The 17,648-nt window shown below is 69.6% G+C and carries 16 protein-coding genes and 1 pseudogene; 8 read left to right on the top strand and 9 right to left on the bottom strand.

The genetic code is table 11. The features are described 5' to 3' along the window. Nucleotides 1-239: 239 nt before the first annotated feature. Nucleotides 240-938, top strand: a pseudogene (locus QTH86_RS22905) (M20/M25/M40 family metallo-hydrolase); the annotation flags it as partial. Nucleotides 939-941: 3 nt separating this feature from the next. On the opposite strand, the gene QTH86_RS22900 reads toward QTH86_RS22905, so the two are convergent. From QTH86_RS22900 to QTH86_RS22885, 4 genes are all read right to left on the bottom strand, one after another. Next, nucleotides 942-3,365: a TonB-dependent siderophore receptor gene (locus QTH86_RS22900; protein ID WP_286648470.1), complete on the bottom strand. Its 2,424-nt coding sequence runs from the start codon at nt 3,363-3,365 to the stop codon at nt 942-944. A gap of 106 nt (nt 3,366-3,471) precedes the next feature. Then, a complete protein-coding gene (locus QTH86_RS22895; RefSeq protein WP_286648469.1) occupies nt 3,472-4,608 on the bottom strand; it encodes a FecR family protein in 1,137 nt (378 codons plus the stop codon). Beyond that, a complete protein-coding gene (locus tag QTH86_RS22890) occupies nt 4,605-5,198 on the bottom strand; it encodes an RNA polymerase sigma factor (protein WP_286648468.1) in 594 nt (197 codons plus the stop codon). Before QTH86_RS22890 ends, QTH86_RS22895 begins: the two co-directional genes overlap by 4 nt. A gap of 167 nt (nt 5,199-5,365) precedes the next feature. After that, nucleotides 5,366-6,358, bottom strand: coding sequence for a LysR family transcriptional regulator (locus QTH86_RS22885; protein ID WP_444814048.1), 993 nt, complete (start codon nt 6,356-6,358; stop codon nt 5,366-5,368). Between the two features lie 114 nt (nt 6,359-6,472). Here QTH86_RS22885 and QTH86_RS22880 point away from each other — a divergent pair, with 114 nt between their 5' ends. After that, nucleotides 6,473-7,699 carry an MFS transporter gene (locus QTH86_RS22880; protein WP_286648467.1) on the top strand — a complete coding sequence of 409 codons (1,227 nt, stop codon included), beginning with the start codon at nt 6,473-6,475 and terminating at the stop codon, nt 7,697-7,699. 12 nt (nt 7,700-7,711) lie between these two features. Here QTH86_RS22880 and QTH86_RS22875 read toward each other — a convergent pair whose 3' ends face one another. Together QTH86_RS22875 and QTH86_RS22870 are read right to left on the bottom strand one after the other, a co-directional pair. Beyond that, nucleotides 7,712-8,104 carry a RidA family protein gene (locus QTH86_RS22875; RefSeq protein WP_286648466.1) on the bottom strand — a complete coding sequence of 131 codons (393 nt, stop codon included), beginning with the start codon at nt 8,102-8,104 and terminating at the stop codon, nt 7,712-7,714. Between the two features lie 17 nt (nt 8,105-8,121). Further along, a complete protein-coding gene (locus tag QTH86_RS22870) occupies nt 8,122-9,009 on the bottom strand; it encodes a M23 family metallopeptidase (RefSeq protein ID WP_286648465.1) in 888 nt (295 codons plus the stop codon). Nucleotides 9,010-9,161: 152 nt separating this feature from the next. Here QTH86_RS22870 and QTH86_RS22865 point away from each other — a divergent pair, with 152 nt between their 5' ends. Then, complete coding sequence (locus QTH86_RS22865) at nt 9,162-9,737, top strand: PLP-dependent aminotransferase family protein (protein WP_286648464.1); 576 nt, start codon at nt 9,162-9,164, stop codon at nt 9,735-9,737. A 4-nt stretch (nt 9,738-9,741) separates the two neighbouring features. Here QTH86_RS22865 and QTH86_RS22860 read toward each other — a convergent pair whose 3' ends face one another. The 3 genes from QTH86_RS22860 to QTH86_RS22850 form a co-directional block, all read right to left on the bottom strand. Continuing rightward, the gene (locus QTH86_RS22860) at nt 9,742-10,290 is read right to left on the bottom strand and encodes a pseudouridine synthase (protein ID WP_286648463.1); all 549 of its coding nucleotides are present in this window, start codon (nt 10,288-10,290) and stop codon (nt 9,742-9,744) included. A 28-nt stretch (nt 10,291-10,318) separates the two neighbouring features. Continuing rightward, on the bottom strand, nt 10,319-10,819 hold the full coding sequence (locus tag QTH86_RS22855) for a hypothetical protein (RefSeq protein WP_286648462.1): 501 nt from the start codon (nt 10,817-10,819) through the stop codon (nt 10,319-10,321). A gap of 95 nt (nt 10,820-10,914) precedes the next feature. Further along, the gene (locus QTH86_RS22850; protein WP_286648461.1) at nt 10,915-11,601 is read right to left on the bottom strand and encodes a GntR family transcriptional regulator; all 687 of its coding nucleotides are present in this window, start codon (nt 11,599-11,601) and stop codon (nt 10,915-10,917) included. 225 nt (nt 11,602-11,826) lie between these two features. Between QTH86_RS22850 and QTH86_RS22845 the strand changes: the two genes are divergently transcribed. The 5 genes from QTH86_RS22845 to QTH86_RS22825 are packed head-to-tail and all read left to right on the top strand — an operon-like array spanning nt 11,827 to nt 17,629. Then, a complete protein-coding gene (locus QTH86_RS22845) occupies nt 11,827-12,570 on the top strand; it encodes a DUF969 domain-containing protein (RefSeq protein WP_286648460.1) in 744 nt (247 codons plus the stop codon). A 2-nt stretch (nt 12,571-12,572) separates the two neighbouring features. Then, complete coding sequence (locus tag QTH86_RS22840; RefSeq protein WP_286648459.1) at nt 12,573-13,529, top strand: DUF979 domain-containing protein; 957 nt, start codon at nt 12,573-12,575, stop codon at nt 13,527-13,529. A gap of 7 nt (nt 13,530-13,536) precedes the next feature. Then, the gene (locus tag QTH86_RS22835; RefSeq protein ID WP_286648458.1) at nt 13,537-14,310 is read left to right on the top strand and encodes a LamB/YcsF family protein; all 774 of its coding nucleotides are present in this window, start codon (nt 13,537-13,539) and stop codon (nt 14,308-14,310) included. Continuing rightward, nucleotides 14,310-15,899: a 5-oxoprolinase subunit B/C family protein gene (locus QTH86_RS22830; protein WP_286648457.1), complete on the top strand. Its 1,590-nt coding sequence runs from the start codon at nt 14,310-14,312 to the stop codon at nt 15,897-15,899. Before QTH86_RS22835 ends, QTH86_RS22830 begins: the two co-directional genes overlap by 1 nt. Next, nucleotides 15,896-17,629, top strand: coding sequence for an acetyl/propionyl/methylcrotonyl-CoA carboxylase subunit alpha (locus QTH86_RS22825; protein WP_286648456.1), 1,734 nt, complete (start codon nt 15,896-15,898; stop codon nt 17,627-17,629). Before QTH86_RS22830 ends, QTH86_RS22825 begins: the two co-directional genes overlap by 4 nt. Nucleotides 17,630-17,648 lie beyond the last annotated feature (19 nt).

The raw sequence follows: 17,648 nt of genomic DNA, 5'->3' as shown, positions 1-17,648 counted from the left end.
TTTATCCTACAGGAGTGTGCTAATTTGGGTCGGGGTAATTACATGGCGCCGTCAATTTGACGCTGCTTCCGAATTTCTGGCGTCGAAGGTTGCGCTTTCAAGAAATTCAAAAGGTGGGTGCGCTTTCCGATTCGGCCTAACACCGATTGCCACTGGCTCTGGCGTCGGTCATCCGTGCCTTCAGCCCCCGCCGTCAGCCCCGCACTCACCGCCCCCGGCACCGACTCCCGCATCGCTGCTTCCTGCACGCCTCGAAGAACCCCGGCCGCATGCACGGCTGCGGCCACGACGGCCACACCGCGATGCTGCTGGGCGCGGCGCACTACCTGTCGACGCATCGCGACTTCGAAGGCACCGTCAACTTCATCTTCCAGCCGGCGGAAGAGGCCGGCCACGCGGCGCAGCCGCACAAGTCGGTCGACACCATCGTGATCGCCGCGCAGATGGTCGGCGCGCTGCAGACGCTGATCTCGCGCCACAAGAACCCGATCGACGTCGCGGTGGTGAGCGTCACGCAGATCCACGCGGGCGATGCCTACAACGTGCTGCCCGGCGAGGCCGCGATCAAAGGCACCGTGCGCACCTTCAGCACCGAGGTGCTCGACGAGATCGAGGCCAACATGCGCCGCATCGCCGAGATGCTGCCGCAGGCGCACGGCGGCACCGGCGAGCTGAAGTTCCACCGCGCCTACCCGCCGCTGGTGAACTGGGACGCGCAGACCGACTTCGCCATGCAGGTCGCCAAGGACACCTTCGGCGCCGACAAGGTCGACGGCAACACGCCGCAGCACGGCGGCGGCGGCCACCGCGAAGAGACGTACCACGGCATGGGCCCGTGCGAGCTGCACAACCCGAACTACGACTTCAACGATGCGCTGCTGCCGGTGGGCTCGACCTACTGGGTGCGGCTGGTCGAGGCGTTCTTCGCGCGCGAGTGACGATCAGAAGTCGACCGTGGCCGACACCATCAACGTGCGCGGCCGACCCAGGTACAGCCAGCTTCCTGAACCGCTGGCCCAGTAATCGCGCCCGAGCAGATTCTCGATACCTGCCCTGAGCACGAGGGGCCGGTCCCAGGCCTTGGTGGCATAGCGTGCGCCGACGTCCCAGCGCGTCCAGCCCGGCACACTGCGCGAGTTGGCCGCGTCCAGGTATTGCGAACTGGTCGAGATCATTCGCGCGGTCAAGGTGAGGCCGGGGGCCGATGGAACGTCGTATTCGCCACCCAGGTTCAGTTGCCAGCGCGACACGTTCGGTGCGAAGTTGCCATCGTTGACGCCGCCATCCGTGTGGGTCAGGCGGCCGTCGGTGTAGGCGATGCCTCCGAGCAGGCGGACGCCGCGTGCCAGTTCGCCGAAGAGCCCGAGCTCGGCGCCGCGGTTGCGTTGCTCGCCGGCCACCTGGTACGTGAAACTGCCGTCGGGATTGCCAACCACCAGTCCGCTGGGCTTCTGAATCTGGAACAGCCCGGCCGTGACCGCGAAGCGACCGAAATCGTATTTCGCGCCGACCTCGTACTGCTTGGTCTTGATCGGGGGGAACACCTCGTTGGCGTTCGTCGTTCCGATCGGTGCTGTATCCCCCTTGCTGAGCCCTTCGATGTAGTTGCCGTAGAGGGACAGGTTCGCCTGCGGCTTGAACAGCACGGCGAGCACCGGCGTGACCGCGCTCTTGTCGTGCGTGGTCGTTCCCACACCCGTGCTCGTGTCGTAGTTGATGTACTTCACCTGCTGATGGCGTGCACCGAGCGTCACGGCCACGCGATCGTCGAGGAAAGAGACCGTGTCGGAGATCGCCACGGACGGCAGACGCAGTGAATCGGTCATCGGTGGCTTGGAGGAGAAGCCCGCGATCGACGGGGCGGCCACCGAAGGGCTGGCGTACATGTTCGTGTCGAAGCTGGCGAACCCGTAATAGTCCGTCGTGAACCCGTGCTCCTGCTTCAAATAGGCGGCACTGAGGTTGATCTGGTGCTTCACGCCGGCGGTGCGCAGCGTTCCGCGCAACCCGCCCTGGACCGTCCTGTAATTCTGAAAGTCGGGCCAGTAGTACACCGTGGCTTGCGCGTTGCCCTGGGTGTCGGCCACGATGACGTCCGTGGACAGGTATCGGAACCGGTTGTTGCTCCCGCCGGCCGCACCGTAGAGCGTCCAGTCGGGCGCCAGGTCGTACTCCGCCTTGGCCAGGAAGTAGTCGCTCCGGGTCTTGGCAAACTCCCAGTCCTGCGCCAGCCGCCCGCGAGCACTGGGCGGCCGGGGAATGTCGATGCCGTCGGCGATGCCGAAGCCTCCCGCCCCCTGTGGCGCTTCATTGTTCAGGCTCTGGTGGCCGGCATCCAGGGACGCCCGGAGCCGGTCGCCCCGGTAGTCCAGGCCGATGGTTGCCGCACCCAGCTCCACCGACTGCCCGCGCGTGGCGGTGCTGCCGTCGCGGTAGACCCCGTTGAACCGCACACCCCACTGCTTGTCTTCCCCGAAGCGCCTGCCCACGTCGATGTGTCCACCTAGGACGCCTTTGGACAGGTAGGTGCTCGTGAGCCGGGTCAGCGGCTCGTCGCCGGCCCGCTTGGGAACGATGTTGATCGCGCCACCCGCCGCGTCGTAAGGTGCCATGCCATTGAGCAAGGCGTTCGGGCCCTTGAGTACCTCGACCCGCTCGGCGGTCTCTACCGGCAGCGTTCGGCTGGGTGCGATGCCGTAGAGGCCATCGAACAGCACGGAATTCTGGATGGAAAAGCCTCGAATCATGAAGGAGTCGCCGGCACCGGCTGCATTCGTCAGGCCGTAGGAGAGCGTGCGCACCGAAGGATCATTGGCCAGGACGTCCGCGACGGTGATGGCCTGTTGGTTCTCCATCAGCTCGGCGGTGTAGCTCGTGATGCTGAACGGTGTGTCCATCACATCCTTGTTGCCCAGCATGCCGACGCGGCTGCCCCGTGCGACCTGGCCGCCGGCATAGGGCAAGGGCAATTCAGCGGTGTCGGCCGTGGCCGTCACCGTGACGGACGGCAGGGTCTGCGCCGCACCGGCGCCTGCACTGCGGATGATGATCGTCCGGCCCTCCGGTTGCGCTTCGAGCCCGCTTCCCGCCAGCAGATGGGCCAGGGCCTGCCCCAGGGTGAACGTCCCTTTGACGGCCGGGGCGGTCTTGCCGGCCACCAGCGCCTGGGGAAATGCGATCGGCATGCCGGTCACGGCCGCCAGTTCGTTCAGCGCATCGCCCAGCGGCTGCGCGGCCATGGCCACGGCGACAGTTCGGCCCTCCGGCGCGGGTTGAGCGTGAACGAGCACCGGTGCCGACAGGGCCATGGCGACGGCGAGGGCAAGCGGGGCGGGACGGAGACGGGACGGGTGCGGGTGACGCATCGGGATGGCTTCCTTGGTCGGGACGGAGATAAACAAACTTCCACTACCAAGAAAGACGCACGGCCTGGCGATTCGGACACCCCGCGCCCGAACTTTTTTGCCCCTTTCAGCGCGCGCCGACCACGTCCCGGCTGCCGTCGGCGCGGCCGACCAGGGTGACGGGCAGGAGGGATGGCAGCACTTTCGCCAGTTCCTCGGGGTGCGACACCTCGAACGAACCGCCGATGCGCAGATCGGCGATCTTCGGATCCGACACCACCAGCCGGGTAGGGCCGTAACGTTCCATCTCCCGGATCGCCTCGGCCAGCGGCGTGTTCGAGAAGCGGATCAGTCCCTTGCGCCACAACGCCACGCTGCTGACCGGCACGGCAGCGACCGCTTCGAGCGCGCCGGAAGCGCTCACCCGGACCGACTGCCCCGCGGTGAGCGCGGCCATCGACGTGCCTCGCTCCGGCCTGACCGTGCTTTCGACCAGCACCTTGCCCTCCTCGACCGCGACCTCGACCGTCCGGGGCTGGCCTTCCGGGCCTACGTAGCGCACCGAAAAGCGTGTGCCGACCACGGTGATCCGCGCGGGACCGGCCGTCACGCGAAAAGGCTTGCCGGCGTCCGGCGCGATGGCGAACATGGCCTGGCCCTCGTCCAGCCGTGCCTCGCGCCGGTCGCGATACAGCGCGACGTCGGTGCGCGTGACGGCGTCGAGCCTCACGTCGCTGCCGTCGGGCAAGACCGTGTCGAACTGCTGGCCGCGGTTCGTGGCGTAGTGGTTCGCGAAGGTGGGCTGATGCCATTGGTGCCAGCCGACCCCGCCAGCGGCCAGCAGCAGGCAGCTGGCCGCCAGGCCCGTCGCCCCACGCCCTGTCCAAGATCTCCGCGACGGTGCGCGTTCGGGTCGCGGCGTCGGCCGGGGAGCGACGGGGTGGGGGCGATGCGCCTGCAGGGGCCCTTGCGGCTCCGGGGGCACACGCAGGTGCGCGACCGCTTCGGCCGGCAGCTTGCGCACCGCGGCATGGCTGTGGTCCAGCGCTGCATAGGCGGCCGCATGGGCCGGATCGTCCGACAGCCATTGCTGGAACTGCGCCTCCTCGGTCGCCCCGAGGCCGTCTTCGCGCCGGGTGTGCCACTCGGCAGCGGCCGCGAGGGCCGGGTCGAGCGTCCGCATGAAGGCCTCGTGCTCGCGCGCCTCGATCGTTTCATCGATGGGCCTGTCGACGTGGGGAGTGGTGCGCTCGAATCGACTCATCTGGCGTTGTCCAGGACACGTCGGCGATCGGCGCAGACGGCCTTGCCGCGCGTGACGTACTGCTTGACCATGCTCAGGGAGACGCCCATGCGGTCGGCAATGTCCTGCTTGGACATGTCATCGAAGACGTACAGGCTGAACGCTTCGCGACAGCGGGGAGGCAGCGACTCAATCGCCTGTAGATAAGACCGAACCGCTTCCGTCGACGCATAGACCGCCTCGGGCTGCAGATGCGACGGCGCGGTCGGTCGGAGGTCTTCGTCCAACCCGTCGATGTCCTCGGCTTCCCTGACGGCCGCGCGCCGGTCCATGTCCACCTTGGCATGCGTGGCGACCCGTTGCAGCAACGCCGCCGGATGCTGGATGGCCTGGCCGGCTTGCTGCATCGCGAACACGCGCACGAAGCTCTCCTGTGCAAGGTCTGCCGCCGTATCGCGATCCCTCGTCTTGCGCAGGCAGAAATTCAGCAGGTCACGGTAGTAGCGGGTGAGCACGGTCCAGCCAGGGTCAAGGAACGACGGCTTTCCAAGCGCGCGAACCCGGCCCGGGAAGGCGAGGCATGCAGGCAGCGCGCTCAGAAGCAGGATCATCCCGATGCACGGCGTGGCGGTGGCTGGCTGGGGCCCGTGGCATGCGCCATGGTGGACCCGGGGAGGCGGCCCCACACACGTGGGGACCCGACTCTCTGTGGCATCAGATGAGATCGAAAGAATCCGAAATCTTACCCCGCGCGGGCCAGCCGCAGCGCCGGCGGCCGTCAGTCGGCTGGCGTGAGCCCGGTCGTCACCGCGCCGGGCACCGACTCGCGCATGGCTTCCACGAAACGACGCAGCTTCGCCGGGTAGTGGCGCGCGTATGGATACACCAGGTGCATCGGCAGCGGGCTGGCACGCCATTGCGGCGTCAGGTGCACCAGCCGCCCGGCCGCCAGGTCGCCGGCCACCGCCCAGGCCGACACCACGCTCACGCCCAGGCCCATCAATGTGGCGTTGCAGGTGGCGTACAGGCTGTCGGTGCTCAGGCGCGGGGTGATGGGCACGCTGTGGCGTTCGCCGCTCTGCACATGGGTCAGGGTGATATCGGTCCGGTAGAAGCTGCGCAGTGCCAGCCAGGGCAGCGCCGCCAGGTCCTTCGCATGCGAGGGTGCGGGCCCATCGCCGAGCACCGACGGGGCCGCCACGACGATGCGCGGCACCTCGGCCAGCTTGAGGGCAACCAGCTGCGGGTCGTTCACTTCGCCGACGTGGATCGCGCAATCCACCGCGTCGGCGATGAAGTCGGGCGCGCGGTCGTGCAGCAGCCAGTCGACCGACATGCGGGGGTAGCGGCGCAGGTATCCGGCCAGCGGACCGACCAGCACGTTCTGGCCGAAGGCATGCGGCGCCACCACGCGCAGCGTGCCCTCGGGCTCCGCGCCTGCGCCGCGCAGGTCGGATTCGAAGCTGTCCCAGGCTTCGATCAGTTCCTTGGCCCGCGCGAAGCAGCGCTCGCCGTCTTCGGTGAGCTTCATGGCGTGCGTCGAGCGGCTCAGGAGGCGCGTGCCCAGCGAACGCTCGAGCGCCTGCAGGCGGCGGCTCACCGTGGGCTGGGTGGCGCCCAGTTGCGCCGCTGCGGCCGACAGGCTGCCGGCCTCGACGATGCGCACGAAGGTCTGCATCAGCTGGATGCGGTCGCCGACCGTGCCGGGTGGAAGGGCTGGTGCCGAAGCGGCGGACGCTGGTTGGGGAAGGGGGGCGGTGGGGGTCGGCATCGGATCCTCTGCATGCGCTGAACGTATAAGCATTTTGCGCTGGCCACCCCTACCGCGCGACGCACTTCTTGCGCACACTCCGACCCAGTCTTTCGAAATCAAGGGTTAACCACTATGTCTCACATTCAAGCCACGCATACACCCGCAGCGCCGGCTGCGGCGTCTGCACTGCCAGCCTCGCTCGTCCTGCTTCTCGCCACCGGCGCCGGCCTGGCGGTGGCGGCGCTCTACTACTCGCAGCCGATGCTCGGCGTGCTGGGCGCCGACATCGGCGCCTCGGCCCGCGCCGTCGGCTTCGTGCCCACGCTCACGCAGCTCGGCTATGCGCTGGGCATCCTGCTGCTCGCGCCGCTGGGCGACCGCTACGACCGCCGCCGCATCATCCTGATGAAGGCCGCGGTGCTCTGCGTCGCGCTGCTGCTGGCCGGTGCTGCCCCCTCGATCGCGGTGCTGCTGGTCGCCAGCCTGGTGATCGGCCTGTCGGCCACGCTGGCGCAGGACATCGTGCCGGCCGCCGCCACGCTGGCACCGGAGGCGAGCCGCGGCAAGATCGTCGGCACCGTCATGACCGGGCTGCTGCTGGGCATCCTGCTGTCGCGGGTGGTCAGCGGCTTCGTCGCCGAGCACCTTGGCTGGCGCACGATGTTCATCGCCGCGGCGCTGAGCATCGCGTTGATCGGCGCCGCCGCCTGGCGCGGCCTGCCGCGCTTCCGGCCGACCACCCAGCTGAGCTACGGCGCGCTCATGGGTTCGCTGGTCAAGCTGTGGAAGCGCCACGGCGCCCTGCGCCGCGCCACCCTCGCGCAGGCCCTGCTGTCGATCGGCTTCAGCGCCTTCTGGTCGACGCTGGCCGTGATGCTGCACGGCGAGCCCTTCCACCTGGGCAGCGCGGCCGCTGGTGCCTTCGGACTGGCCGGTGCGGCCGGTGCGCTGGCGGCACCGATCGCCGGGCGCATCGCCGACAAGCGCGGCCCCGAACTGGTCACCCGCCTCGGTGCGTCGTTGGTCCTGGCGTCCTTCGCGGTGATGGCGCTCGCGCCGTGGATGCAGCCGCATGCACAGCTGGGCCTGCTGGTGGTGGGCGCCATCGGTTTCGATCTGGGCATCCAGGCCTCGCTGATCGCGCACCAGACCATCGTCTACAGCATCGAGCCGGCCGCCCGCAGCCGTCTCAACGCGGTGCTGTTCGTCGGCATGTTCCTCGGCATGGCGATCGGTTCGGCGCTCGGCGCGCTGATGCTGGCGCAGTGGGGCTGGATGGCGGTGGTCGGCCTGGCCGCAGCATCGGCGGCCGGTGCGCTGGTCGTGCGCCTCTGGCCGGGAGCGGCGCAGGCGCACTGAGCGGGCGGACGTTCAGCTGCGGCGCGCGATCAGATCGATCTCGATGCGCGCGCCCTTGGCCAGGCCGTTCACGCCCACGCAGGTGCGTGCCGGTCGGCGTCCAGGCGGGAAGTAGCTGGCGTAGACCGCGTTCATCGCGTCGTAGTCCTCGTCGAAGTGGCGCAGGAAGATGCGCACCGAGAGCACCTCGTCCCAGCCGAAGCCGCAGCCTGCCAGCACGGTCTGGAGGTTCTTCATGACCTGGTGGGTCTGGGCTTCGATGCCGTCCGGGTAGGGCGTGTCGACCGAGGTATCGACAAAGGGCATCTGCCCGGTGACGAAGAGCCATCCATCGGACTGCACGGCATGGCTGAAGGGAGCAACCGGGTCGGGTGCGCCGGAGATCATGTGGAAGATGGGTGTCATGGGTGTGTCCTTGGCGATCAGGCCGTGATGAACAGCGCCGGGTCCACCATCGTGCGGTTGAGCATCACGCCCCAGTGCAGGTGCGGCCCGGTCACGCGGCCGGTGGCGCCCACGGCGCAGAAGCGGTCACCGGTCTGCAGCACGTCGCCGACCTTCACGTCGATCGCACTCAGGTGGCAATACATGCTCAGCAGGCCGCGGCCGTGGTCGAGCCAGACGGTGCCGCCGTTGAAGAAGTAGTCGCCGGTGTCGATCACGCGGCTGGGCAGCGGGGCACGCACCGGCGTGCCGGTGCCCGCGGCGATGTCCATGCCGCTGTGCGGATTGCGCGACTGGCCGTTGAACACGCGGCGCAGGCCGAAGGAACTCGACCGTCGGCCGGGCACCGGCACCGCCATCTTCAGGTCGGCGGGCAGCGCCTCGCTGAAGGTCGCCATCACGCGCGCCTGGTGGTCGCGCTCGCGCTCGTAGCGCGCCTGGTCGGCGGCCGACAGGTCGACCGTGCCCGGCGCGACCTTCAGGCGCTGCTCGCTGTAGCGCTTGGGCGCGATGGCGTAGGCGATGGACTTTTCGCTGCCGTCGTCGGCGCGCACCACGATGCGTGCGTTGCCGACCGGCGCCGCCAACGGGATGCCGACCAGCGCGGTCCACGCGATCGGGTCGCCGATGACCAGCAGCGGCACGTTTCCATCGGTGTGCGCCGTCGGGCGTGCTGCCGCCGGGCCGAGCGACAGCCGCACCACGCCGCCGGGCACGGCCGAGGCCTGCGGCCAGAGCTCGGGCGCGGCCGCCGGCGTCGCCGCGAGCGCGGGCAGGGTCGGCAGCAGCAGGGCGCCGAGCGTGCCGAGGAGGGCGGTGCGGCGTTGGGAGGCGTGAAAGGGAAAAGTGGGGTGGGAGAAGGCCATCGGGCAAGTCTAGCGAGCGACGTGCGACCGCAACTGTCAGCAAAGTCACGCTGCGCGGCGTGCGTCGATGCACGGGCCCGTGGGCCGTGTCGAGGCGCCCCGACAATCGCGGGCCGCGTCTCGAACGCGGTCATTCAAGGAGAACGTATTTGATGCATCGCATCCATCCCGCGGCGAAGGCGGCACGCCTGGCCACCCTGCTGGCCATGGCCGGCCTCATGGCCGCCTGCGGCACGCGCCAGCCGACCGTCGAGAAGGCGGAACCGCCGCCACCCGAGGCCACGGCGCAGAACAGCCTCGTCATGCCGCAGGTCACCTACGGCACCACCAGCAAGGGACTGCGCCTGTCGAAGTCGGACGACAACTGCGACGTCCCCGCGTTGTTGCACCAGGCGGTCGAAGACCAGATCGAAGAGCCCTTGCTTTACCTGCTCGCCGCGCCCACGCCCGGTACCACGGCGGCGCCGGTGCTCAAGGTCGAAGTGACCGACCTGCTGGCCAACGCCGGCGGCATCTACGGCGGCCCGAAGATCGTCGAACTGCGCGGCACGCTGGAGCGGCCCGGCACCGCGCCGGTCCACTTCACGGCGCAGCGGCAGATGTTCCTGTACATCGGTCTGCCGCGCAGCACCTGCAGCATGGTGGGCACGGTGGCGTACAAGCTCGGCGGCGACATCCACGGGTGGTTGAAGAAGCCGGTCGACGGCGCTTTCCTCGGCGAACGCTGAGCCTTCAGCCGGCCCAGGCGCCCGGTGCCAGGCCGTCCAGCGTGTACGGCCCGATGGCCGCGCGGACCAGCCGCAGCGTCGGGTGCCCGACCGCCGCCGTCATGCGCCGCACCTGGCGGTTGCGGCCTTCCTTGATCGCGAGCTCGATCCAGGTGGTGGGAATGGCCTGGCGCACGCGGATGGGCGGGTCGCGTTCCCACAGGCCGGACGGCGGGTTGATACGCTGCGCGTGGGCCGGACGCGTCGGGCCGTCGTTGAGCGTCACGCCATCGCGCAGGGCGGCCAGCGCCGCGTCGGCGGGCACGCCCTCCACCTGCACCCAGTACACCTTCTCCATCTTGAAGCGCGGATCGGCGATCTGCGCCTGCAGCTTGCCGTCGTCGGTCAGCAGCAGCAGGCCCTCGCTGTCGGCGTCGAGCCGGCCGGCGACGTACACGCCGGGCAGGTCGATGAAGTCCTTCAGGCCTTGCCAGCGGCCCTCGGGCGTGAACTGACTCAGCACGCCGTAGGGCTTGTTGAAGCGGATGAGGCGGGGAGCGACAGAAGAAACCATGGGGCGCCGAGGATAGCGCCCGTCGGTCTCACTCGAGCTTCCGGTCCTCGCTCTTGGCTTCCTCCATCGCCTCCGGTTCCAGTTCCTCGGCCGAGCGGTTGAGGTGGATGAAGACCCCCCAGCCCGCCAGCATCAAGCCGACGGCGGAGAAGACGGCCGCCGCATGGAGCATCAGCTCCGGTTTCTCGCGCGCCTTGAAGGTCGCGACCAGTGCCTCGACCGCGATGGCGACGACGATCACCACCAGGAAGCGCGACAGGAAGCGCCGCACCCGCGTGGGCGCGCTGATGTGGGCGTCGCGGATCACCTCTTCCTCGGTGATCGTCTGCGAGATCTGCAGCGCGACGACCGCGGCGGCCAGCAGGCCCATGGCCTCGATGATGGCTTCACCGGCCGTGGTGTCGATGCTGCCCACCACCACCATCCAGCCGTTGTGTGCCGCCACCACCATGAGCGCGAGGCCGGCCCCGGCGAACAGCAGCGCCATCAGTGCATGGATGACGGAGTACAGGCGCAGGAAGTGTTTCATCGGTGATGCAGCTTGGGGCGGGGGCGGGGCGTGCGGGATTCTGGCGCGCCGCACCGGCCGGGGCTGTCAGCCGGAGGCGCGAAGCGCCGGCGGCCTCACAGGTCCCAGCCGGCGTCGTTGAGGTGCCGGGCGTAGACCGCCAGCACGATGCGTTCGGAGTGCACCAGGTAGTCGTTGAGCGCCGCGGCACCGCGCGCGAACTCGCCCGCTTCGGTCAGTTCGAGGATGTTCCGATTCATGTCGACGTAAGGCGCGTGCAAGAACTCGGGGTCGCGCAGCAGGCCGAAGGCCAGCCGTAGTTCGGCCAAGACCGATTCGAACAGCAGGTTGAGGCGTTCGCTGTCGGCCAGTTCGACCACCGCCCGGTGGAACTTCATGTTGGCCGTGCCCACGCCCAGCCAGTCGCCCGTGTCCCGGCAGCGCAGGGCGGTCTCCACCGCCTCGCGCATCTTCTTCTTGGCCGGATGGCGCGGATAGGCCTGGGCCAGCGCCTGGCACTCGATCAGCCGCCGCACCCGGTAGATGTCGATGATCGCCGCGATGCTCGGGATGGCGACGAACACGCCGCGGTTGGGCGAATGCTTGACCAGCCCCTCCTTGGTCAGCAGGCGGAACACCTCGCGCAGCGTGTTGCGCGAGATGCCCAGGCTGTCGCTCAAGGCCTGCTCCGACAGCCGCTGGCCGGGCGCGAATTCGCCCTGCGTGATCTTCTGGCGCAGCTGCTCGGCCGTCCGCTCGCTGAGGGTCTGCGTCACGGCGGCGGGCGAATCGGGGAGGGTCATGGCAAGCGGGTTCAAAGGGGAAGAGGCGCCGTGGTTGTAGCAGGTTCTGTTCCTCGATCACCCATGAATGCTCAACAACTCCCGGGTTTTCACCTAGAAATTGGCACGCAATGTGCTTACAGGAAATCATGAATTGTTCAACAATTCATGCTGTTTGAACCATTCATATGTTCGTGTGGTTCAGTCAATCCTAAGAAATCATCCCAACACCTAGGAGTTACCGCCGTGCCTACCGAGATCAATCTGTGGCCCTTGCTGGGGGTCGCCGTCATCATTGCGGGCTTCGTCCTGCGCTTCAATCCGATGCTGGTGGTGATCGTCACCGCCATCGTCACCGCCTTCGCGGCGCACTTCCCGGTGGAGAAGATCCTCGCGACCATCGGCACCGGCTTCATCAAGACGCGCAACCTGCCGCTGATCATCCTGCTGCCCCTGGCGGTGATCGGCCTGCTCGAGCGGCACGGGCTGCGCCAGCATGCGCAGCGCTGGATCAGCAGCATCAAGTCCGCGACCTCGGGCCGCTTGTTGATCGTCTACCTCGGCGCGCGCCAGCTGACCGCCGCCGTCGGCCTCACCAGCCTGGGCGGACACCCGCAAATGGTGCGGCCGCTGCTCGCGCCGATGGCCGAAGGTGCGGCCGAAGCCCGTTTCGGTGCGCTGCCGGACAAGGTCCGCCACAAGCTGCGCGCCTATGCGGCCGCCACCGACAACGTCGGCCTGTTCTTCGGCGAAGACATCTTCGTGGCCTTCGGCGCCATCGTGCTGATGACCACCTTCCTGCGCGAAGCGGGCATCGACATCGAGCCGATCCAGGTCGCGCTGTGGGGCATCCCGACGGCGGTCTGCGCCTTCGTCATCCACGCGTGGCGCTTGCGCCGGCTGGACGGCTGGCTCGCGCGTGAACTGGCCGGGGCCACGCCGGTGGCGCCCGCAGCCAGCACCGCCAACCCCGCCGTGAAGGGCGCCTGACCATGACGCTCACCATCACGCACCTGTACTACCTCGTCGGCGCCATCCTGGCCGTCACCGCGGTGATGACGCTGACCGACAGGCAGCATGCCAAGCGCTATTCCAGCGCCTTCTTCTGGGGCCTCTATTCGCTCGTGTTCCTCGTCGGCGACCGGCTGCCGCCCGTGTGGGTCGGCGTGGGCGTCGTCGTGATGGCGCTGATCGCGGCCTTCGGCGGCGTGGGCATCGGCCACCATGTGCCGCGCACGGTCGAGCAGTACGCCGCCAGCGCCAAGCGACTGGGCAACAAGCTCTTCATCCCCGCACTGGCGATCCCGGTGGTCACGATGATCGGCACGCTATCGGCGTCGCACCTCGTCATCGGCGGCACGCCGCTGCTCGACCCCAAGAACACCACGCTGGTGAGTCTGGGCATCGGCTGCATCGTCGCGCTGGCGCTGGCTTGCAAGATGACGAACGAGACGCCGGTGCAGGGCATCCGCGAATCGCGCCGCCTCACCGACGCACTCGGCTGGGCGCTGGTGCTGCCGCAGATGCTCGGCATGCTCGGCCTGGTGTTCTCCGACGCCGGCGTGGGCAAGGCCGTGGCGCACATCACCACCAGCTACATCAACATGGACGTGCGTTTCTTCGCCGTCGTGGTGTACGTGGTCGGCATGGCGCTCTTCACCGTCATCATGGGCAACGGCTTCGCGGCCTTCCCGGTGATGACGGGCGGCGTGGGCATCCCGGTGCTGGTGGGCATGTACCACGGCAACCCGGCCGTGATGGCGGCGGTCGGCATGCTCTCGGGTTACTGCGGCACGCTGCTCACGCCGATGGCGGCCAACTTCAACATCGTGCCCGCGGCGCTGCTCGAGCTGCCCGACAAGAACGCGGTGATCCGCGCGCAGGTGCCCACGGCGCTCGCGCTGCTGACCTGCAACGTGTTCATCCTGTACTTCCTGATGTTCCGTTGAGGCCCCGATGAAGATGGACCTGAACAGCGACCTGGGCGAAAGCCTGGGCGCCTGGCGCATGGGCGACGACGACGCGATGCTCGGCATCGTGAGCAGCGCCAACGTGGCCTGCGGCTTCCATGCCGGTGACGCGGCCGGCATCCTGCAGACGCTGCGCCGCGCGGCCGAGCGCGGCGTGACGGTCGGCGCGCATGTGGCGTATCCCGACCTCGCCGGCTTCGGCCGACGCGCCATGGACGTGGCCAGCGCCGACCTGCAGGCCGACGTGATCTACCAGATCGGCGCGCTCCAGGGCCTGGCCGCGGTGGCGGGCTCGGCGGTGCGCTACGTCAAGCCGCACGGCGCGCTCTACAACACCATCGCGCACGACGAGCGCCAGGCGCGCGACGTGATCGCCGCCATCCGCGCGATCGATCCGTCGCTGGTGCTGGTCGGCCTGGCCGGCTCGCCACTGCTCGGCTGGGCGCAAGCGAGCGGCCTGCGCACCGTGGCCGAAGCCTTCGCCGACCGTGCCTACATGCCCGATGGGTCGCTGGTTTCGCGCCGCGAGAAGGGCGCCGTGCTGCACGACGCGCACGCGGTGGCCGAGCGCATGCTGCGCCTTGCGACCGAGGGCGTCGTCACCGCCATCGACGGCAGCACCGTGCGCCTGCAGGCCGAGTCGGTCTGCGTGCACGGCGACAGCCCCGGCGCGGTCGAGATGGCGCGGCAGGTGCGCGCATTGCTCGAACGCTCGGGCGTCACCGTCGCGCCCTTCGTTGATGAAGGGGCGGCAACGTGATGCGCTTCCTGCCCGTCAACCTCGACGCGCTGCTGGTCGAGCTCGACGACCTGCCGCAGACGCTGGCGCTGCTGGCGTCGCTGCAGGCCGAGCCCATCGACGGCATCGACGAACTGGTGCCGGCCGCGCGCACGATCATGGTCCGCTTCCGGCCGACCACCGTCACGCACGACGCCCTGGTCGAACGCATCGGGCGACGCAGCCTCGCCGGGCCGGTCGAACGTGCGAGCACGCGCGTGGAGATCCCGGTCGACTACGACGGCGAAGACTTGGGCGACGTCGCGCAGATGCTCGGCCTCTCGCGCGACGAAGTCATCCGCCGCCACACCGGCAGCGACTACACCGTCGCCTTCACCGGCTTCGCGCCCGGCTTCGCGTATCTCAGCGGCGGCCATCCGAGCCTGAACGTGCCGCGCCGCACCACGCCGCGCACGCGCATTCCCGCGGGCGCCGTGGGCCTCGCCGGAGCCTTCAGCGGCGTCTATCCGCAGGCCAGCCCCGGCGGCTGGCAGATCATCGGCGTGACCGCCACGCCGATGTGGGACCTGGGCCGCGACGTGCCCGCGTTGCTGCAGCCGGGCTTCACTGTGCGCTTCGTCGATGTGTCGGGGCAGCGCGTGGCGGTGGCGCCAGCGCCCCAGGCCGCCGCCGTCGACACGCCGTCGCACGACGGCCCCGCGCTCGTCGTGCGCAGCACCGGCCTGCAGGCGCTGTTCCAGGACCTCGGCCGCCATGGCCAGGCCGGGCAGGGCGTGTCGGCCTCGGGCGCCATGGACCGCGGCGCCCTGCGCGCGGCCAACCGCCTCGTCGGCAATGCGAGCGATGCGACCTGCATCGAGATCGTCTACGGCGGCTTCCAGGTCACGAGCCGCGGCGACACCGTCGTCGCCTTCGCCGGTGCCGACGCGCCGATCGAACTCGTGCGTGCGAGCGGCGTTCGATGCGCCGTGCCCAGCCACGAAGCCATCGCGCTGTCCGACGGCGACAGCCTCGCGCTCGGCGAGCCGCGCGCCGGCATCCGCAGCTACCTTGCGGTGCGTGGTGGCTTCGCCATCGCGCCCGTGCTCGGCAGCCGGTCGACCGACACGCTCGCGCATGTCGGCCCGCCACACCTCCGCGCCGGCGACGTGTTGCCGGTGCACGCGGTCACGCGCGGCGCCATCGTCGGCGCACCCGAAGCGCCGCGCGAAGACCTGCCGACCGCACACCAGACCGTGGTGCTCGATGTCGTCATGGGCCCGCGCACCGACTGGTTCACGCCCGAGGCCGTCGCGCTGCTGGCGAGCCAGCTGTGGACGGTCACGCCGCAATCGAACCGCGTCGGCCTGCGGCTGGCCGGCGAGACGCCGCTGTCGCGTGAGCACACCGGCGAGCTGCCGAGCGAGGGCACGGCCCTCGGGGCGATCCAGGTGCCGCCGAGCGGCCAGCCCGTGCTCTTCCTCGCCGACCATCCGCTCACCGGCGGCTATCCGGTGATCGCTTGTGTCGCTCCGCACCACCTCGACCGCGCGGGGCAGATCCCCATCGGCGCGCAGGTGCGCTTCAACCCCCTCCGCGCGTTCAGCGCCACCACCCGAGACACCCCATGAAGAAAGTCCTCATCGCCAACCGCGGCGAGATCGCCGTGCGCATCGCGCGCGCCTGTGCCGACTACGGCGTGAGCTCGGTGGCCGTGTACGCCGACGCCGACCTCGACGCGCTGCACGCGCGCATGGCCGACGAGGCGTACGGCCTCGACGGCCAGCGCCCGGCCGACACCTACCTGAACATCGGCAAGCTGCTCGCGGTGGCGAAACGCTGCGGTGCCGACGCGGTGCATCCCGGTTACGGCTTCCTGTCGGAGAGCGCGGCCTTCGCCCAGGCCGTGATCGACGCCGGCCTCACCTGGATCGGCCCGCCGCCCGCTGCCATCAAGGCGCTGGGCGACAAGGTGCAGGCGCGCAAGATCGCGCTCGAAGTCGGCGCACCGCTGGTGGCCGGCACGGCCGGTCCGGTCGCCGGCGTGGCCGAGGTCCTGGCCTTTGCCGAACAGCACGGCATGCCCATCATCATCAAGGCCGCGTTCGGCGGCGGCGGCCGCGGCATGAAGATCGCCTGGCGCATGGACGAGGTGGCTGACCTGTACGACTCGGCGGTGCGCGAGGCCGTCACCGCCTTCGGCCGCGGCGAGTGCTTCGTCGAACAGTTCCTCGACCGCCCGCGCCATGTCGAGGCGCAGGTGATCGCCGACACGCACGGCCACGTGGTCGTGCTCGGCACGCGCGACTGCTCGCTGCAGCGGCGCAACCAGAAGCTGGTGGAAGAAGCGCCCGCGCCCTTCCTCAGCGATGCACAGCGCGAGCGCATTCACCAGGCCGCGCGCGACGTGTGCGCCCAGGCCGGCTACGTCGGCGCGGGCACGGTCGAGTTCCTGCTGAGCCCGAACGGCACGATCTCCTTCCTCGAGGTCAACACGCGGCTGCAGGTCGAGCATCCGGTGACGGAAGAGACGACCGGCATCGACCTGGTGGTCGAGCAGTTGCGCATCGCCGACGGCCTGCCGCTGTCGGTCACCGAGACACCGGTGCCGCGCGGCCACGCCTTCGAGTTCCGCATCAACGCCGAAGACGTCGGCCGTGGCTTCCTGCCCGCGCCCGGGCCGGTGCATGTGTTCGAAGCGCCGTCGGGCCCCGGCGTGCGCGTCGACACCGGCGTGCAGTCGGGCTCGACCGTGCCCGGCACCTTCGATTCGCTGATGGCCAAGCTGATCGTCACCGGCGCCACACGCGCGCAGGCCATCGCGCGGGCGCGGAGGGCGCTGAAGGAATTCCGCATCGAAGGCGTGGCCTCGGTGCTGCCCTTCCACCGCGCGGTGATGGAGGCGCCGGACTTCGTGTCCGACGATGCGTTCAAGGTGCACACGCGCTGGATCGAGACCGACTTCGCGAACACGCTGGCCGCCGCCGTGCGCCCCGAGCCGCTGGCCGACGTGGCGCTGGTGCGCACGGCGGTCGAGATCGATGGCCGCCGCGTGGCGCTGGGCCTGCCGGCGGCGTTGCTGCGCGGGCTGCCCTCCGCGGCACCCGCTGCGGCGGGCGCGGGCGCAGCGGTGTCGGCGACAGCGATCGATCCGGCCGCCGTCGCAGCGCCGATCGCCGGCACGCTGCAAGCCTGGAAGGTCGCCGACGGCGGCACCGTGGCCGCGGGCGACACCCTGGCCTCGATGGAAGCGATGAAGATGGAGATGCCCGTCACGGCGCACCGTGCCGGGCGCGTCACGCTGAAGGTGGCGCAGGGCGCGTACGTGGCGGCGGGCGCGGCCATCGCCGAGATCGGCTGACGCGCGCTGCGTCACGGCC

Origin of the sequence: Variovorax sp. J2L1-78 (assembly GCF_030317205.1) — a bacterium.
GTDB classification, from domain to species: domain Bacteria; phylum Pseudomonadota; class Gammaproteobacteria; order Burkholderiales; family Burkholderiaceae_C; genus Variovorax; species Variovorax arabinosiphilus.
This window is presented reverse-complemented; position numbering and strand designations above follow the sequence as displayed.

What these genes read in the sequence shown, in the direction of transcription:
- QTH86_RS22900 (WP_286648470.1), bottom strand. Translation starts at nt 3,365, where the DNA reads ATGCGTCACCCGCACCCGTCCCGTCTCCGTCCCGCCCCGCTTGCCCTC.
- QTH86_RS22880 (WP_286648467.1), top strand. Translation starts at nt 6,473, where the DNA reads ATGTCTCACATTCAAGCCACGCATACACCCGCAGCGCCGGCTGCGGCG.
- QTH86_RS22825 (WP_286648456.1), top strand. Translation starts at nt 15,896, where the DNA reads ATGAAGAAAGTCCTCATCGCCAACCGCGGCGAGATCGCCGTGCGCATC.
- QTH86_RS22835 (WP_286648458.1), top strand. Translation starts at nt 13,537, where the DNA reads ATGAAGATGGACCTGAACAGCGACCTGGGCGAAAGCCTGGGCGCCTGG.
- QTH86_RS22855 (WP_286648462.1), bottom strand. Translation starts at nt 10,819, where the DNA reads ATGAAACACTTCCTGCGCCTGTACTCCGTCATCCATGCACTGATGGCG.
- QTH86_RS22870 (WP_286648465.1), bottom strand. Translation starts at nt 9,009, where the DNA reads ATGGCCTTCTCCCACCCCACTTTTCCCTTTCACGCCTCCCAACGCCGC.
- QTH86_RS22850 (WP_286648461.1), bottom strand. Translation starts at nt 11,601, where the DNA reads ATGACCCTCCCCGATTCGCCCGCCGCCGTGACGCAGACCCTCAGCGAG.
- QTH86_RS22830 (WP_286648457.1), top strand. Translation starts at nt 14,310, where the DNA reads ATGCGCTTCCTGCCCGTCAACCTCGACGCGCTGCTGGTCGAGCTCGAC.
- QTH86_RS22895 (WP_286648469.1), bottom strand. Translation starts at nt 4,608, where the DNA reads ATGAGTCGATTCGAGCGCACCACTCCCCACGTCGACAGGCCCATCGAT.
- QTH86_RS22885 (WP_444814048.1), bottom strand. Translation starts at nt 6,358, where the DNA reads ATGCCGACCCCCACCGCCCCCCTTCCCCAACCAGCGTCCGCCGCTTCG.
- QTH86_RS22890 (WP_286648468.1), bottom strand. Translation starts at nt 5,198, where the DNA reads ATGATCCTGCTTCTGAGCGCGCTGCCTGCATGCCTCGCCTTCCCGGGC.
- QTH86_RS22840 (WP_286648459.1), top strand. Translation starts at nt 12,573, where the DNA reads ATGACGCTCACCATCACGCACCTGTACTACCTCGTCGGCGCCATCCTG.
- QTH86_RS22860 (WP_286648463.1), bottom strand. Translation starts at nt 10,290, where the DNA reads ATGGTTTCTTCTGTCGCTCCCCGCCTCATCCGCTTCAACAAGCCCTAC.
- QTH86_RS22865 (WP_286648464.1), top strand. Translation starts at nt 9,162, where the DNA reads ATGCATCGCATCCATCCCGCGGCGAAGGCGGCACGCCTGGCCACCCTG.
- QTH86_RS22875 (WP_286648466.1), bottom strand. Translation starts at nt 8,104, where the DNA reads ATGACACCCATCTTCCACATGATCTCCGGCGCACCCGACCCGGTTGCT.